Source organism: uncultured Mucilaginibacter sp., assembly GCF_903893715.1.
Lineage (GTDB): Bacteria > Bacteroidota > Bacteroidia > Sphingobacteriales > Sphingobacteriaceae > Mucilaginibacter.
This window is the reverse complement of record NZ_CAITNG010000047.1, coordinates 63,127-78,711: the sequence shown is the minus strand read 5'-3', so window position 1 is coordinate 78,711 and position 15,585 is coordinate 63,127. Positions and strand designations below refer to the sequence as shown.

Sequence of the window (15,585 nt, the reverse complement as noted above, 5' to 3'; positions counted from 1 at the left end):
CTAAACAGCAGTAAACTTATTTTCTATATTTGCCGCGTTAACAAAAAAGACGATATGACTGTATTAAGCGACAGGATAAATAATTTATCCGAATCTGCAACGATTAAAATGGCCAAATTAGGCCGCGAACTTTCGGCCAAAGGTGTTGATGTGATCAGCCTGAGCTTTGGCGAGCCCGATTTTCATACACCTGAGTACATCAAGACCGCTGCCAAACTGGCAATGGACCAAAACTATACTTATTATACCCCGGTAGCCGGTTACCCTGAACTGCGAAAGGCTATTGCCAATAAGCTGAAGACCGAGAATGGTTTGGATTACGATGCAAGCCAGATCGTGGTATCAACAGGTGCCAAGCAAGCCATCGCGAACGCTTTGTTGTGTTTGGTAAACCCCGGTGAAGAGGTAATTATCCCTACACCGTATTGGGTATCGTATAGCGAAGTGGTAAAGCTTACCGAGGGCAAAAGCGTGTTCATCAACACTACTGTTGAGCAAAACTTTAAGATAACACCTGAGCAATTAGAGGCGGCCATCACACCGAAAACCAAATTGTTTATGTTCTCATCGCCGTGCAACCCTACCGGCAGTGTTTACAGCGAAGAAGAACTGGCAGGCCTGGTAAAGGTGTTTGAGAAATATCCCAATATCTATATCCTTTCGGACGAGATATACGAGCATATCAACTTTGTTGAAAAATGTGTTTCCATAGCCTCTTTCCCATCGGTTAAGGACCGTGTAGTAATCATCAACGGCTTTTCGAAAGCTTACGCGATGACCGGCTGGCGCATCGGGTACTCGGCATCGAACAAAGAAATTGCCTCAGCTTGCGATAAACTGCAAGGCCAGATCACATCGGGCACCTGCTCCATTACCCAACGTGCCGGTATAGCAGCCTGCGAAGGTGGCTTGGAGTCGGTTTACGAAATGCGCGCGGCTTTCCGCAAACGCCGGGATATTGTTTACGAACTTTTGAAAAATATCGACGGCATAAAAGTGAACCTGCCCGAAGGCGCGTTTTACTTCTTTCCGGATGTTACTTCGTTCTTCGGCAAAAGCTATGAGGGCAAAACCTATAATGATGCAGATGAGCTAAGCATTTTCCTGTTGGAAGAAGCGCATGTGGCTACCGTTGGCGGAGATTCGTTCGGCGACCCGAAATCGATACGCATATCGTACGCCGCATCGGAAGAAAAACTGATCGAAGCCATGAACAGGATAAAAACAGCTTTGGCTAAATTGAAATAAGAAATAGCATCCCCTAATTAAAAAAACAGCGATGAGGTTAAACCCATCGCTATTTTTTTTAGCCTCCGCCCGAGCGCCCCTGCTCATCGGCCGAGCCTACTTTATGTTGCCGCTCCGGTTTACTTTTTTTACCTAATGCATAGTTTAAACTTAACTGAATAGTTCTGAAAAAGGATTGCAAATGCCCATTAAAATTTTGATTTTGATAAACAGTGTTATAGTTGGTATAGCTGGTATTAAAAACATCATATATCTGGAACTGTATTGAACCTTTGGATTCAAAAATACTTTTACTTATCGAGGCATCGAAATGATAGCTTGCATTTAAATCGTAGTAACCTTGATAGTGGGGCGAGTCATAGTACCCTATAACCTCGGCTTTAAATTGCTTTAAAAAAACGAACTGTTGGTGCACGTTCAAAATGGCTTCCTCTGTATTTACATTAAAGGAGTTGCCGGCAAAACTGTTATCAAAATGTTGGTACGATACATCAAGATTGATATTAGCGTTCCACCATTTTGTTATATTAACAGGGGCATTAAAAATAGCATTGTAAGTATAATAGTTCCCAAAATTGACACGTTGTGATACAATATTGCCTGGTAAAACAATCAAGTAAATGTTATCGTTTACCAACGAAGCCTGTAGGCTAACGCTGAATTTTTGCCTGTAAATATTAGTCAGTTCGATGCTGTTGGTGTACTGTGGTTTAAGCGCGGGGTTACCTTCGGAGTAATTGTATTGGTCCTGATAACTCACGAAGGGGTTCAAATCAGCGTAATTCGGCCTTTTTATTCTCCGTCCATACGAAAACGACAATTGGTTATCGGCATTTACATTGGTGGTCAATAATAAGGATGGGAAAAAATCGGTATAGTTATTTTTATACACTTGTTGGCCGCCGTTCAAGGGCGTTGCCGTACCTGTATTTATGGTTTGCTCGGCACGCAGCCCGGCCTCTAAGGTGGTGGTTTTACTTAAAAGCGTATTATAGGTTAAGCCAAACGCGTTTATTTGTTCGTGAAAATTGAACCCGCTTGTAAAAGAGGGGTCCGGGATTAGCTGGCCATTTACCACATCGCCAAAGGTGGCGCTGTTATCGGTATTAACATAGCTCAGTTTGGCCTGGGCCAGCAACGATGAATTTTTACCCGTTTTTATATCATCGGCAATTGTACCGGTATATATATGGTATAGTGTAGGAAAAATATTTTGCAGCAACAAAGTTCTATACAACGCATTATACCCATTATAATAATTGCTTACAATATTTTCGGTTGGTTTCCTGTCAAACACCGTGTAGTCCGCATCGGCCGATAAGGTGCCTAATTTACCAAGGTCGTTCTTGTAGTCAACATCAACAGTGTAATTTACCAACCTGCGCAGCACTGCCGATTGTGTGATGATGGATGAATCAGGTACACCATTGGTAAATATATTGCTGGTGGTGCCTTTATGGTAGTCGTAATTGCTGTAAGTACCATTTACTAAAAAACCGATGATCTGTTTAGGGTTTATGGTATAATCCATACCCAGCCTAAGTATATTAGCGCTTTCGTGCAGGTCATCCAAATAGTCGGTTTGCACTTGTTGGGCCGCAGGGTCGAAAACGGTCCTGTCTATGCTTGAAAGCCTTTCGGTAACATTGTTTGCATGTGTAAAGCCTCCGTACCAGCTTGTGTTTTTGGTATTGTAATCGAAGTTAAAGCCTGTGTTCCATTTTTGCTTGGTACCATATTGGGGGTTAATGTCAATGATACCGTATGTGCCGTTAACCGAAGCGCTGAAGCCGGCCGTTTTATCGCGGTGCTGCTTAATGTTGATGATGCCGCCCGATCCTTCGGCACTCTGACCTGCGCCGGGATGACTGATCAGTTCGAGTTGCGAAATGGTATTGCTGGGCGTATTGCGCAACATTTCGGCAAGGTCAGCGGGCGATAAATAACTCTGCCTGCCATTTATCATTATTTGTACATCCTTGCCGTTAAGGGTTACGTTACCATTGCCATCGACCTGGACACCCGGAGCGGTGCCCAATACATCCAAGGCTGTACCTCCTGCCGATAATATACTTTTCCCAACATTCACCACGGTTTTTCCGGGTTTTACATCAACAATGGGTATCGTTGCCTTAATATTTACCTGGCCAAGGTTTTTGCCCTTATTTAATTGAATGGTGCCGGCATCGGTGGTTGCACCGGGGCCGATGTTGACTGCGCGCATCGCACGGGCATATCCTATATTGGTAACACCCAACAGGTAGTCCCCTGGTTTTAAACCTTTCAGTTCAAAAATACCTTGCTCGTTTGTGAGGGCCATCTTGACCAAACTTGAGTCGCTGGTTTTTAATAACGATATGGTGGCATCAACAATAGCTATATTGCCGGTTTCGGTGATTTTTCCTTTAACCGAGCCCGTTAACTGCTGTGCCGAGGCCGAAAAAAAGCACAGCATGCCCAATATCCCTATCAGGATTTTAAGCAAATTGTTTTCGGCACAGTTAACGTAATGTTTTACCAATTAGTGAAAATATTTGGTCTCAATTTAGTTACACTAATTTTAAATTGCAACTATTGTGAGATAACAATTATAATAAAAAGGGGAAATTTTTATTATGAATTAATTCGCCGCTAAATATAAGCTTTTATACGATATTATCTATTACTAAAGTTACGATTATCATTTTTTTTAATAAATAACACATTTTATACAGCTAACATTAAATGTTTATCTTACCCATTCAAATTATCAAAAGCAAATAAGCTAATTTGGCACCAGCAACCGGTTTATGACAGACATACCTACCAACCCCGAACAGTTACGTTTAGACGAAAATGCCAAAAAAGAGGTACCCTTAGAACATTGGGGGCCCTATTTAAGCGAGCGCCAATGGGCCACCGTGCGCGAAGATTACAGCACCAACGGCGATGCCTGGAACTACTTTACGCACGACCAGGCACGAAGCCGGGCATACCGATGGGGCGAAGATGGCCTGGCGGGGATATCCGACTATTACCAACGCCTGTGTTTTGCCATTGCTTTATGGAACGGTAAAGACCCGATTTTGAAAGAACGCCTGTTTGGCTTGCCCAACGGGCAGGGCAACCATGGCGAAGATGTGAAGGAACTTTATTATTATTTAGATAATGTACCATCGCATTATTATATGAAATACTTGTACAAATATCCGCAACAGGAGTTTCCGTATGATGAGTTGGTGAGTGTGAACATGGGCCGCTCGAAATTAGAGCCTGAATACGAGTTGCTTGATACCCATATTTTTGATAACGACCGCTATTTTGATGTATATGTTACTTACGCAAAAAATAACAGTAGTGATATCCAAATATGCATTGAAATAGTGAACCGCGCTGCCGAAAGCGCTGATATTACCATATTGCCTACGCTTTGGTTTTATAATTACTGGCAGTTTGACCAGGTAAAGCCTAAGCCGGTCATCACTAAAGTAAACGACAATTGCGTTATGGCAACCCATCCCAACGGCGGCGACCATTATTTATACCACCAGGATGCCCGGTTTACCATGTTTACCGAAAATGATACCAATAAGGAGCGCATTTTTAAGCAGCCGAATGACAGCATATTTGTAAAAGACGCTTTTCATGAAGCGATCATCGAAAAAGAAAACCTTGATCAATTTAAAAACAAAGCAGATGGCACTAAATTTTCGCCGGTGTACCAGTATACCGTCCCCTCAAAGGGCAGCCAAAAAATATACCTGCGCCTGAGCAAATTGCCGGTTGAAAGTCCGTTTGCCGACGGGTTTGAAAAGCTATTTGATACCCGGAAACAAGAGGCGGATACCTTTTACCAGCAAATGCTGACCGCCAATACCAGCCCCGAACAGGCCATTATACAGCGGCAGGCCTTTGCCGGGCTATTGTGGAATAAACAGTATTATCATTATGATATCCGTGCGATGGTGTACAAGGGTAAAGACGCGTCGCCCGCCCTGGAAACCCGGCCTAACGACCGAAACAGCAGTTGGAAATACCTGAAGAACCAGGACGTGATATCGATGCCCGATAAATGGGAATACCCATGGTACGCGGCCTGGGACCTGGCTTTCCATTGTGTGCCGATGGCGTTGGTGGACCCGGTTTTTGCCAAGAACCAGTTGATCCTGATCATGCGCGAATGGTATATGAATTCGGAAGGGCAAATACCTGCCTACGAATGGAATTTTAGCGATGTGAACCCGCCCGTACAGGCCTGGGCGGCCTTACAGGTTTACCGCATCGAAAAAGAAAAAAAGGGCGTTGGCGATATTACTTTTTTAAAGCGCGTTTTCCAAAAACTGGTGGTAAACTTTACCTGGTGGGCCAACCGAAAGGATTTGGAAGGCAATAATATTTTTTCGGGCGGGTTTTTGGGTTTGGACAATATCGGGGTGTTCGACCGAAGCAGCACCATAAAGGACGCTGTTTTGGAACAGGTTGACGGTACCAGTTGGATGGGCGCTTTCGCGTTGAACATGATGGATATGGCCATTGAGATATCGCTGGTGGATGAGGCTTTTGAAGACATGGCCGTTAAGTTTTATGAGCATTACGTGCTGATAGCGGAGGCATTGAACGAGCTTGGCCTTTGGGACGAAGAGGACGGCTTTTTTTATGATACTTTACGGATGGACGTGGGCAACCCCTATCACCTTAAGGTACGCTCGTTAGTGGGCCTGACCTCGATGTTCGCGGTATCGGTATTTCAATTGGATAATTACGACAAACTAAAAGATTTTAGGAAACGTGCCGGCTGGCTGAACCGCTACCGCACACAAAACAAGTTGTTTTTGCCCCTATCGGATAACGGGAAGGGCAAGGTACTGTTGTCGCTGGTGCCGTTTGACCGTTTGGTAAAACTGATGAACCGTATATGCGACGAGAACGAGTTTTTGGGCAAGGGCGGTATACGTGCCTTATCAAAATTCCATTTGAACAACCCGTATACGGCGAACATAAACGGCAATTCGTACTCGATAAAGTATGAGCCGGGCGACTCGACCACCAACCTGTTTGGCGGCAACTCTAACTGGCGCGGCCCTATATGGATGCCGATGAACTTTTTGCTGATCAACGCGATAAAAAAATACGCGGAGTTTTATGGAGAGGAAACCAAATTTAAGTTCCCCGCGGGTAGCGATAAGGAAGTGAGCATAGCCGATGTGGCCAACGAACTGAGCCGCAGGTTGGTGAGTATTTTTGAGAAGGACGAAAACGGCGCAAGGCCGGTACATGGCATACATGCCGATTTTTACCAAAAGCCGGAAAATGCCGACCTGCTGCTATATTATGAATACTTTCACGGCGATGAAGCCTTTGGCTTGGGTGCCAGCCACCAAACCGGCTGGAGTGCCTTGATAGCGAATATGATAAACGATATTTATTAGAGCGCGCAAAAGCGCGAAGACGCAAAGTCTGTTTAGCGGCTTATCAAGCCTATTAACGGAATGACCCCTCCCAGCCACTACACCGGCAGCCGCCCCCCTCCCCAAGGAGGGAAATAATCGCGGTAAGTTTTTTTACAAAAAAGCGGGGTGCCGCTTTCGCAACACCCCGCCACAACTAAACTAACAACCTATTATGAAATACCATGCGCGCTGCACTCATCTGTTTCACTCATCCACCGGCACATGGTAGCTCATCATCTATATAAAAAACCCGGTTATTTGATTGCTATTTCGCGGGTTTGAATTTTAGCTTCTTCTTTTTTAGCAACGCTTATGTTCAACACACCGTCGGTATATTCGGCGTTGATGTTGGCGTAATCAACAGTTTCGGGCAAAGTAAATGTCCTTACGAAAGAGTTGTAGCTGTATTCGCGTTTGCTGTATTTTTTTGTTTCGTCAACGTTTTCGGTTTTCTTTTCGGCCGAAACGCTTAACAGGTTTTTTTCAAGGTTGATTTTAAAGTCTTCTTTCTTTAAGCCGGGCACTGCCATTTCGATGTGGAAATTATTTTCGGTTTCGGCAATGTTAACCGCAGGTACACGCGATACCAACCTGTCGCCCAAAAAAGTGTCGTTCAATATCGAATCGAACACATCGGTAAATAATGGGTTTAATGCGTTGTTTTTTTGTCCGTTTGCAAATTTTACAAGTGTCATTTTTATGTCCTCCTAAGTATGGTTTTTTATTAACTTCGTAAACCCTATTTCAATTGATATACCAATTGATTTTTTGAGGGACTTTTGGACAATTGTGCATTTTTATGCAGACACATTGTCGCTTATTATTTTTTTATACAGACATATTGACATAAAATGCCACCATCGCTCGCTAATTTTAAATATAAAACCCCGATACATATCCGCTTTTCGGACATGGACGCCTTTGGGCACGTGAACAATGCTATCTATCTCACCTACTTCGAAATAGCGCGCGGCAACTACTGGACCAACATTATTGAGTGGGACTGGAATGAAATGGGCATTATTTTAGGCCGCTCGGAAATTTATTATCGCAAACCCATCACCTTGGACGACCAGATTGTTTGCTATGTGCGCACCAGCCGCGTGGGCAACAGCAGTTTTGATGTGGAGTACATCCTATCGAAAGTGGTGGGCGACCATGAAGAAATATGCACCACCGGCAAAACGGTTTGCATCAGTTACGACTATAAGTTAGGCAAATCGATGCCGATACCCGATAAACAGCGCAAAAAGATGATCAGCTATGATGAGCCGAGGCTGATTATGAATAGTTAGGGAGTTATCTTCCCCGGATTCAATATCCCATTGGGGTCAAAAACCTGCTTTATTCCTCGCATCAAATTCAGGTTTATTTCCGCATACTTCAAGGACATAAACTCTTTTTGTACCAGGCCGATGCCGTGCTCGCCGCTGATGGTGCCGCCGAGGGCTACTGTCAATTCAAATATCTCTTTGATGCCGTCTTTTAGTTTGGTGTTCCAGTCGGCGTCGCTCATGCCGGCTTTAATGATGTTGACGTGCAGGTTGCCATCACCGGCGTGGCCGTAGCAAACGGATTCGAAGCCATATTTCGCTCCTACTTCTTTGATGCCTTTGATGAGCGCGGGCAGTTCGGCACGGGGCACTACGGTATCTTCTTCCTTGTAGATGGAGTTTGATTTAACGGACACCGCCATGGTGCGGCGCATGTACCAAAGCTCTTCTTTTTGGGCGGATGAATCGGCAAACAAAATATCCCGGCAATCAAATTCTTCCAATACAGTGTTTATCTTCTCGCAATCGCCAAAAATAACGTCGGGATTGGTGCCATCGACCTCGATAAGGAGGTAAGCATTGATGCCATCCAGCAAATTAAAATTGATGCCATCGTGCTCTTTTACCCATTCGATACCTTTGCGCTCCATAAACTCGAGCGCAGAGGGTACCAGTCCGGCGCGGAATATGGCCGATACCGCTCCGCAGGCCTGCTCGTTGGTAGTGAACGAGGCCAGCATCAAGGCGGTGTGCGTTGGTTTGGGTATCAGTTTTACCACTATTTTGGTGATAATGCCCAGTGTGCCTTCGGAACCTATCAATAGCTGAGTCAAGTTATAGCCCGATGCATATTTGAGCGTGTTGGCACCCGTCCAGATGATATCGCCGGAAGGCAAAACCAGTTCGAAATTGAGCACATACTCGCGGATGGTGCCATATTTTACCACACGCGGGCCGCCGCTGCAATTGGCCATATTGCCGCCGATAAAGCAACTGCCCTTACTTGCCGGGTCGACGGGGTAAAATAAGCCTTTTTCTTCCACGGCGTTCATAAATACTTCGGTGATAACACCCGGTTCGACGGTGGCCTGTAGGTTGCGCTCGTCGATAGCGATGATGGTATTGAAACGCTCCATTGAAATAATCAAACCACCATGAATGGGCAATGCCCCACCTGCCAAACCTGTGCCGGCACCGCGCGGGGTTACCGGTATGAGGTGGGCGTTGCAAAGTTTTAACAAAGCGGATACCTCGGCAGCGGTTTTTGGTTTTACGGCTACTTCGGGGTAATAGTGCAGGTCTTCGGTTTCATCGTGGCTGTAGCGCTCCAGGTCGTCGCGACGGGTATACACATTGGCATCGCCAACAATGGTTTTTATCTGCGAAAGCAGGCCGACGCTGATTGTATTAAATTTCATTGGGCTTGTGGTAGGTAATTTGAACGAAAGAACATTCCACATCGCCGTTTAAGGGCGGGTCGAGTTTTTTAAGGCTTACGCGGATGGCTTCGGCAAAAGGATAAACCGTTTTTATCTCGTCGATAATGCCCTGCACTACGGTTTCGAGCAGTTTTCGGGTAATGTTCATGTGCTTTTCAGCGATCAGGTAAAGCGTTTCGTAGTTTACGGTATGGGCTATCTCATCGGTATTAAAATGCTGTTGCTGCAAAAATTCCACATCCACATCCACCATAAAATCATTGCCGTCAACGCGCTCTTCGGGGTAAAAGCCGTGGTAGGCAAAAAAACGGGCACCCTGTAAACCAACTTTAACCATGCGGTAAAGTTAGGGAAGTTTACGCTCCATCATATTGCCATCCTCATAAATTTCATCACTTATAAGCTTACCATCCTCGGTATACATTTTGCGTTCACCATTAAGTTTTCCATCGGTTACACTGACATCCATTTTTAGCTTACCGTTTTGGTAATAAACCATCTGCCGCCCATCACGTACCCCCATTTTATAATACTGTATCGTTTTAGGACTTCCGTTTTCATAATAGTCCATTTACTTCCCGTCAAGCACATCCATTATAACATGTTGTATAACTTTTATTTTGCCATTCTGAAACCAGGCTTTTATTTCACCGTCTCTCATTCCATTAAGAACCTCGCCTCTGGACTCAAGTTGCCCGTCCCAATAATATTTTTCACAATATCCAGTTGGTGTGTTTTTAAAAAATGAAGCCATTTGTAATTTGCCAGTTTCGGACCAATGCCTAATATTCCATGATTCAGCACTTGTTTTATACCTATAATTGCTATCCTCCCGGTTCCCATTTTCATAATAATTTTCAATGCTGCCGGTATCGTTCTTTAAATTATAGAACACGTGCAATCTGCCCGATTCGTAATACTTACGCCAATGACCGTAGGTATGATTTTGGATATTACCCTCGCCTGTGAGGTAACCTTTCTGTGCATAAGTTTTTAGCGGGCCGTCATGCAAAAAATACATGATCGTGTCACCGTCCTTTTTAAATTCAGAAGCAAATGGCTTACCATCCATCCCATAATAAAGTGTGGTATCCACAGAAACTCCATTAACCAGTCTAAATTTCGAAAATACTTTCCCATTTGAATAGAACCTCGTCAATACCCCATTTTGTATCTGTACACCACTACCTTTTACAGGTACCCAACTCCCTTTATCTGTTTTAGCATCAACCCACCAAACAAAATTTTCATTCCGTTTGCTTGCATCGTCAAATGAATCCTTGCAACCAGTTAAAATAGCGCTTACAAATAATAGTAGTAGATATGGTTTCATAAGGTTTATCAAATATTCTTAAATTTACCAAAATTTCAAATATACACAAAACGAGTTTCGTCGGCAGTGAAATACTACCCCAAAAACTTTTCCTCCACCATAAAATCATTGCCGTCAACCCGCTCTTCGGCGTAAAAGCCGTGGTAGGCAAAAAAACGGACACCTTGTAAACCAACTTTAACCATGCGGTAAAGTTAGGATAAACGGGTAAATTTTTGTATATTGTATGATTGTTGTAAAGTTAAAAAGTTGTAAGGTTGAAATGTTAAAAGCTTGTTGTTATTTCTTACTTTTTCCCCCTCTCTTTAGTCATTGGGTCATTAAGTTATTAGTCATTGGCCGGATGCCTAAAGGGAAGGAGCTTGATATATGTTTAAATTAATTCTTACTTTTTCCCCCTCTCTTTAGTCATTGGGTCATTAAGTCATTAGTCATCGGCCGGACGCTTAAAGGGAAGGAGCTTGATATATGTTTAAATTAATTCTTACTTTTTCCCCCTTTGCCGGTTCATTGGTTCATCAGTTCATTAGTTTATTGGGAGTGCGGGGTGATCTGTTATTTCGTACTCCCGCCCCCCTCGCGTTTTGTGGGGTTGATTAAATAGAAAAAAGGTGTTGATGGTCATTCCATCACTTATATATTAATTATTAGTTTTGTTAAACATAATTTTGCCTATGCCGAAAACAGACCTATACCAAAGCCCGGATTATTATTTATTGGATGAGCTGTTGAGCGAAGAGCATTTGCTGATACGCAAAACAGTGCGGGATTGGGTGAAGAAGGAATTGAGCCCGATAATTGAGGAACATGCGCAGAATGCTACCTTCCCTAAACAATTATTGAAAGGCCTGGCCGAATTGGGTGCATTCGGGCCGACGATACCGGTGGAATACGGGGGCGCGGGTTTGGATTATATTGCTTACGGCATTATGATGCAGGAAATTGAGCGGGGCGATTCGGGGATACGGTCGACAGCATCGGTGCAGGGCTCGTTGGTGATGTACCCGATATATGCCTATGGCAGCGAAGAACAGCGTAAAAAATATCTGCCCAAATTAGCCAGCGGCGAAATGATGGGCTGCTTTGGGTTGACTGAACCCGACCATGGCTCGGATCCGGGCGGTATGACGACCAATTTTAAAGACATGGGCGACCACTACCTGCTGAACGGCGCGAAAATGTGGATTTCGAACGCGCCTTTTGCGGATATAGCTGTTGTGTGGGCTAAAAGTGAGGCAGGGAAGATACACGGCTTGTTAGTAGAACGCGGTATGGAAGGCTTTTCCACGCCCGAAACGCATAACAAATGGTCACTTAGGGCATCGGCAACGGGCGAGTTGGTGTTTGACAATGTTAAGATCCTGAAAGGAAACCTGCTGCCAAACGTGGCCGGGCTGAAAGGTCCGTTAGGTTGTTTAAACCAGGCGCGCTACGGTATTGCCTGGGGCGCCTTAGGTTGCGCGATGGATTGTTATGATACGGCCTTGCGTTATACCAAACAGCGTAAACAATTTGGCAAGCCCATAGCAGCCTTCCAGCTACAACAAAAAAAACTGGCCGAAATGATCACCGAAATCACCAAGGCCCAACTATTGGTTTGGCGGTTGGGTATATTGAAAAATGAGAACAGGGCTACTCCCGCGCAAATATCGATGGCTAAACGCAACAGCGTGGAAACCGCCATTACCATTGCCCGCGAGGCCAGGCAAATGCTGGGCGGCATGGGCATTACGGGCGAATACCCCATTATGCGGCACATGATGAACCTTGAGTCGGTTATTACGTATGAAGGGACACATGATATACATTTATTGATAACCGGGATGGACATTACCGGCGAGGATGCATTTAAATAATTGATTTTTAGACTTATATTTTTCAATTTTAATAGCAATTAGTGTAAAAATTTATAAACTTTGATCTTGTTTTTTATATTTTTGATAATCCATCAATAAATGCCAGAAATCAGTACAAAAAATACAGGCAAACATAAAAAGTTGTATATCAATCTTTTTTGTGCCATTATGTGCTTTTTTGTGGTGATAGTTACCGGATGCGATCAAAAACCGAACAACAATTCATCGCCGGCGGGTTTCAAAAAGATACTCGACTCAGCTTCGCAAATCTATTTTAACAAAGACCATGTAAAGGGTTTACGCATCATTGATTCGGCGGCTTCAAAATATAAAAACATATCGGTAGCTGATAGATTTGAGGTTTACCGTTTACATTGCGACTATTTTGTAAACATTGCGGGCAATAATGACAAAGGCCTGCTTTACGCGGACAGCCTGCTGATGGTTTTGGATAACAGCGGCCACCCGGAGGCTTATCCAAAACTATACGGGATAGCCTATTTTTCGTTGGGCGATGTGGCTTTTAACAAGCAGAAATATATTGAAGCTTATCAGTACTATTATAAAGGTAAAGTAACAGGCCGTAATAACTTAGACAACTGCACGCTTGGCGACTACAGTTACCGTTTGGGGATGGTAATGTATAAACAAGAGCATTTTGGCCTCGCGGCTGATTATTTTAACCAGAGTTTTATTGAATCAAAGTCGTGCGATGAGAATTTCGCGACATTTTACCGTCGGCAAGAGTTATTGGACAATGCCGCGTTAAGTTATTATAAGGCCGGGATAACGGACAGTGCAGGTATCTATTACAATAAAACGCTAAACTTTATTGATACCGAAGGAGCTAAATATCCTGAAAAGAAAGGCATGATAGAGGTTGCAAAAGGTGTGGTTTACGGCAACCAGGCTCAATTATTTACGATACAAAAAGATTATGAAAAAGCCGCAAACCTGCTTAAAAAGAGCTTTGCCATTAACTTAAAAAAGGATAACGATAACCGAGATGCTGAACTGAGCGAACTAAAACTCGCCCATATTTATGTGGAGCAGAATGCAGCTGATTCGCTTTACCTTTTGCTGCAAAATATCAGACGGCAATTGGATACGGTTAAAAACCCTGATGCCGAAGTCGACTGGAGCCATTTGATGGCCAATTACTATCAAAGCAAAAGCAACCTTAAAGAGGCATTGCTTTATTTTAACAAATATGCCCAATTAAAAGACTCCAGCGATGTAGCGAAACACAAGCTGCTCGAGATTGACGCCAGTCAGCAATTTAAGGATTTTGAGAACCAATCGAACATAAACAAGCTAAAAACCGATAATGGAATGCAGCATATTTACCTTACGGTTGCTATTATATGCGGCGCCATGGCACTTATCATTGTGTTATTGGTATACACCAACTGGAAGAAGACAAAAAACAACGTACTGGCTTTAAGCGATTTGAACAAGAAGATACATGAGCAGAACGAAAGCCTGCAAAGGGCCTTTTTGAACCTTGAACTAAACGACAAAGAGAAAGACAAGATATTACGTGCCGTGGCTCACGATTTGCGCAACCCTATAGCGGGTATAGGCTCGTTAACAGCATTGCTGCTATCAGAAGTTGACGTGGACGGTGAACAAAAGGACTTACTGGAGCTGATAAAGCTTGCGACCAACAATTCGCTTGAGCTGATAAGGGAGATATTGGAGGCCACCGGCACGATAGGTGAAAAAATCACCAAAAAAGAGATGGTGGAAATCAATTTGCTGGTAAGCAACAGCATTGACCTGTTGCGTTTTAAGGCTGCCGAAAAAAACCAGCGCATTGTTTTTGAGGCGCTGGATACCCCCGAAGAATTATACATCAGCCGCGAAAAGATATGGCGCGTAATGAGCAACCTGATTAGCAATGCCATCAAATTTAGCCCGCGGGGAGCCGAGATACTGGTAAAGGTTGGACATAGGGATGATAATATCCTGATATCGGTAAAAGACCATGGCATCGGGATACCCGCCGAAATGAAGCAAACGGTGTTCAATATGTTTACCGAAGCCAAAAGGCCCGGCACTATTGGCGAGCCGTCGTTCGGGTTAGGCTTGTCGATATCAAAACAGATTGTGGAAAGCCACGGCGGCGAAATATGGTTTGATAGCGTACCTGGAAAGGGCACAACCTTTTATGTTTTGTTAAAGGAGTTGGCAAAGAAGGAAAGCGGCGAAGAATTGATCAAAGCATAAAAAACCGCCCCGAAATTGCTTCCGGAGCGGCCTTCATTAAACAACAATCAAACAAAAACACTGTTCTTTATATGCCGTGCCTGTCGTGGCTACCATCACGTTCCCTGCCCCTGTCGTCGTTACCCCTGTTGTATTGTGGTTGTGCCTGCGGGCGGCTATAGTTTTGTTGTTGATAGTTACGTTGTTGGTATTGGCCACGGTCATCGCCGTGATATTGCTCACGGTTGTCGCCACGGTATTGTTCACGGTTATAATCCTGGTGGTCGTTACGGGGTTGGGCGGCATAAGCCCTATCCCTGTCGTAACCTTCGTGCCTGTTCCAGTCAAAGTGTTCGGCTGCACCATAACGGGCACGGTATACATCATCGTGTAAGTATGGCCTGTCGCCACGTACTTCGAACCTGCGGGCATGTGCCCAATCGTAGTCGCGGTAAGCGCCTGGCAAGTAAGCAGCCGACACCCAGTTGTAACCATCGTTATAATAATACATACGGCTGTTTACAGAGTAGTATGCCTGTACATCGGGCAGGTAGTAATAGTCGTCGTCGGCATATACAGGTGCTGCCGGAACATAAACCGGACCACCTAAATTAACATGTAAACCTAAATGTATTTGTGCGTTAGCGGTTTGAACCATCATCCCACTTATTGCTATTGCTGATATTAAAAATAACTTTTTCATTTTGTTAGTGTTTGTAATTAAGACGCTATGAAATTGCGATAGTTTAATTTATTGAGTAATTGTATTGTAATATATACATTACAAAGAATATAATT

12 protein-coding genes are annotated in these 15,585 nt (G+C 44.0%); 5 read left to right on the top strand and 7 right to left on the bottom strand.

Annotation, left to right across the window (positions count from 1 at the left end):
* The first annotated feature begins 54 nt into the window (after positions 1-54).
* Positions 55-1,248 (top strand): pyridoxal phosphate-dependent aminotransferase, encoded by a 1,194-nt coding sequence (locus tag QZX97_RS06210; RefSeq protein WP_295655459.1) that lies wholly within the window; start codon positions 55-57, stop codon positions 1,246-1,248.
* Positions 1,249-1,306: 58 nt separating this feature from the next.
* Here QZX97_RS06210 and QZX97_RS06205 read toward each other — a convergent pair whose 3' ends face one another.
* Positions 1,307-3,769: an outer membrane beta-barrel family protein gene (locus QZX97_RS06205; protein ID WP_295655457.1), complete on the bottom strand. Its 2,463-nt coding sequence runs from the start codon at positions 3,767-3,769 to the stop codon at positions 1,307-1,309.
* A gap of 268 nt (positions 3,770-4,037) precedes the next feature.
* On the opposite strand from QZX97_RS06205, the gene QZX97_RS06200 reads away from it, so the two are divergent.
* Positions 4,038-6,656 carry a glucosidase gene (locus tag QZX97_RS06200; protein WP_295655454.1) on the top strand — a complete coding sequence of 873 codons (2,619 nt, stop codon included), beginning with the start codon at positions 4,038-4,040 and terminating at the stop codon, positions 6,654-6,656.
* 275 nt (positions 6,657-6,931) lie between these two features.
* Here the strand turns inward: QZX97_RS06200 and QZX97_RS06195 are convergent, their stop codons facing one another.
* Positions 6,932-7,372, bottom strand: a complete 441-nt coding sequence (locus QZX97_RS06195; protein WP_295655452.1) for an Hsp20/alpha crystallin family protein — start codon at positions 7,370-7,372, stop codon at positions 6,932-6,934.
* Positions 7,373-7,528: 156 nt separating this feature from the next.
* Here QZX97_RS06195 and QZX97_RS06190 point away from each other — a divergent pair, with 156 nt between their 5' ends.
* Entirely contained in the window at positions 7,529-7,972 is a 444-nt protein-coding gene (locus QZX97_RS06190; protein ID WP_295655451.1) for a thioesterase family protein, read from the top strand.
* On the opposite strand, the gene QZX97_RS06185 is transcribed toward QZX97_RS06190, so the two are convergent.
* From QZX97_RS06185 to QZX97_RS06170, 4 genes are read right to left on the bottom strand one after another with little or no spacing between them, the layout of a single operon-like run.
* Positions 7,969-9,369: an FAD-linked oxidase C-terminal domain-containing protein gene (locus tag QZX97_RS06185; RefSeq protein WP_295655450.1), complete on the bottom strand. Its 1,401-nt coding sequence runs from the start codon at positions 9,367-9,369 to the stop codon at positions 7,969-7,971. The genes QZX97_RS06190 and QZX97_RS06185 overlap by 4 nt on opposite strands.
* Complete coding sequence (gene folB, locus QZX97_RS06180) at positions 9,359-9,727, bottom strand: dihydroneopterin aldolase (RefSeq protein ID WP_295655448.1); 369 nt, start codon at positions 9,725-9,727, stop codon at positions 9,359-9,361. The genes QZX97_RS06185 and folB overlap by 11 nt, the downstream gene beginning before the upstream one ends.
* Before the next feature lie 9 nt (positions 9,728-9,736).
* Positions 9,737-9,961 (bottom strand): hypothetical protein, encoded by a 225-nt coding sequence (locus QZX97_RS06175; protein WP_295664465.1) that lies wholly within the window; start codon positions 9,959-9,961, stop codon positions 9,737-9,739.
* Positions 9,962-10,723 (bottom strand): hypothetical protein, encoded by a 762-nt coding sequence (locus tag QZX97_RS06170; RefSeq protein WP_295655444.1) that lies wholly within the window; start codon positions 10,721-10,723, stop codon positions 9,962-9,964.
* A 674-nt stretch (positions 10,724-11,397) separates the two neighbouring features.
* Between QZX97_RS06170 and QZX97_RS06165 the strand changes: the two genes are divergently transcribed.
* Entirely contained in the window at positions 11,398-12,579 is a 1,182-nt protein-coding gene (locus QZX97_RS06165) for an acyl-CoA dehydrogenase family protein (protein WP_295655443.1), read from the top strand.
* 99 nt (positions 12,580-12,678) lie between these two features.
* Positions 12,679-14,808 carry a HAMP domain-containing sensor histidine kinase gene (locus QZX97_RS06160; protein ID WP_295655441.1) on the top strand — a complete coding sequence of 710 codons (2,130 nt, stop codon included), beginning with the start codon at positions 12,679-12,681 and terminating at the stop codon, positions 14,806-14,808.
* 67 nt (positions 14,809-14,875) lie between these two features.
* On the opposite strand, the gene QZX97_RS06155 is transcribed toward QZX97_RS06160, so the two are convergent.
* Positions 14,876-15,490 (bottom strand): hypothetical protein, encoded by a 615-nt coding sequence (locus QZX97_RS06155; protein WP_295655438.1) that lies wholly within the window; start codon positions 15,488-15,490, stop codon positions 14,876-14,878.
* Between the last annotated feature and the right edge of the window lie 95 nt (positions 15,491-15,585).

Bases quoted from the DNA above. Each gene is read 5' to 3' on its own strand.
- QZX97_RS06210 (WP_295655459.1), top strand. From the start codon at position 55: ATGACTGTATTAAGCGACAGGATAAATAATTTATCCGAATCTGCAACG.
- QZX97_RS06200 (WP_295655454.1), top strand. From the start codon at position 4,038: ATGACAGACATACCTACCAACCCCGAACAGTTACGTTTAGACGAAAAT.
- QZX97_RS06195 (WP_295655452.1), bottom strand. From the start codon at position 7,372: ATGACACTTGTAAAATTTGCAAACGGACAAAAAAACAACGCATTAAAC.
- QZX97_RS06190 (WP_295655451.1), top strand. From the start codon at position 7,529: ATGCCACCATCGCTCGCTAATTTTAAATATAAAACCCCGATACATATC.
- QZX97_RS06185 (WP_295655450.1), bottom strand. From the start codon at position 9,369: ATGAAATTTAATACAATCAGCGTCGGCCTGCTTTCGCAGATAAAAACC.
- folB (WP_295655448.1), bottom strand. From the start codon at position 9,727: ATGGTTAAAGTTGGTTTACAGGGTGCCCGTTTTTTTGCCTACCACGGC.
- QZX97_RS06175 (WP_295664465.1), bottom strand. From the start codon at position 9,961: ATGGACTATTATGAAAACGGAAGTCCTAAAACGATACAGTATTATAAA.
- QZX97_RS06170 (WP_295655444.1), bottom strand. From the start codon at position 10,723: ATGAAACCATATCTACTACTATTATTTGTAAGCGCTATTTTAACTGGT.
- QZX97_RS06165 (WP_295655443.1), top strand. From the start codon at position 11,398: ATGCCGAAAACAGACCTATACCAAAGCCCGGATTATTATTTATTGGAT.
- QZX97_RS06160 (WP_295655441.1), top strand. From the start codon at position 12,679: ATGCCAGAAATCAGTACAAAAAATACAGGCAAACATAAAAAGTTGTAT.
- QZX97_RS06155 (WP_295655438.1), bottom strand. From the start codon at position 15,490: ATGAAAAAGTTATTTTTAATATCAGCAATAGCAATAAGTGGGATGATG.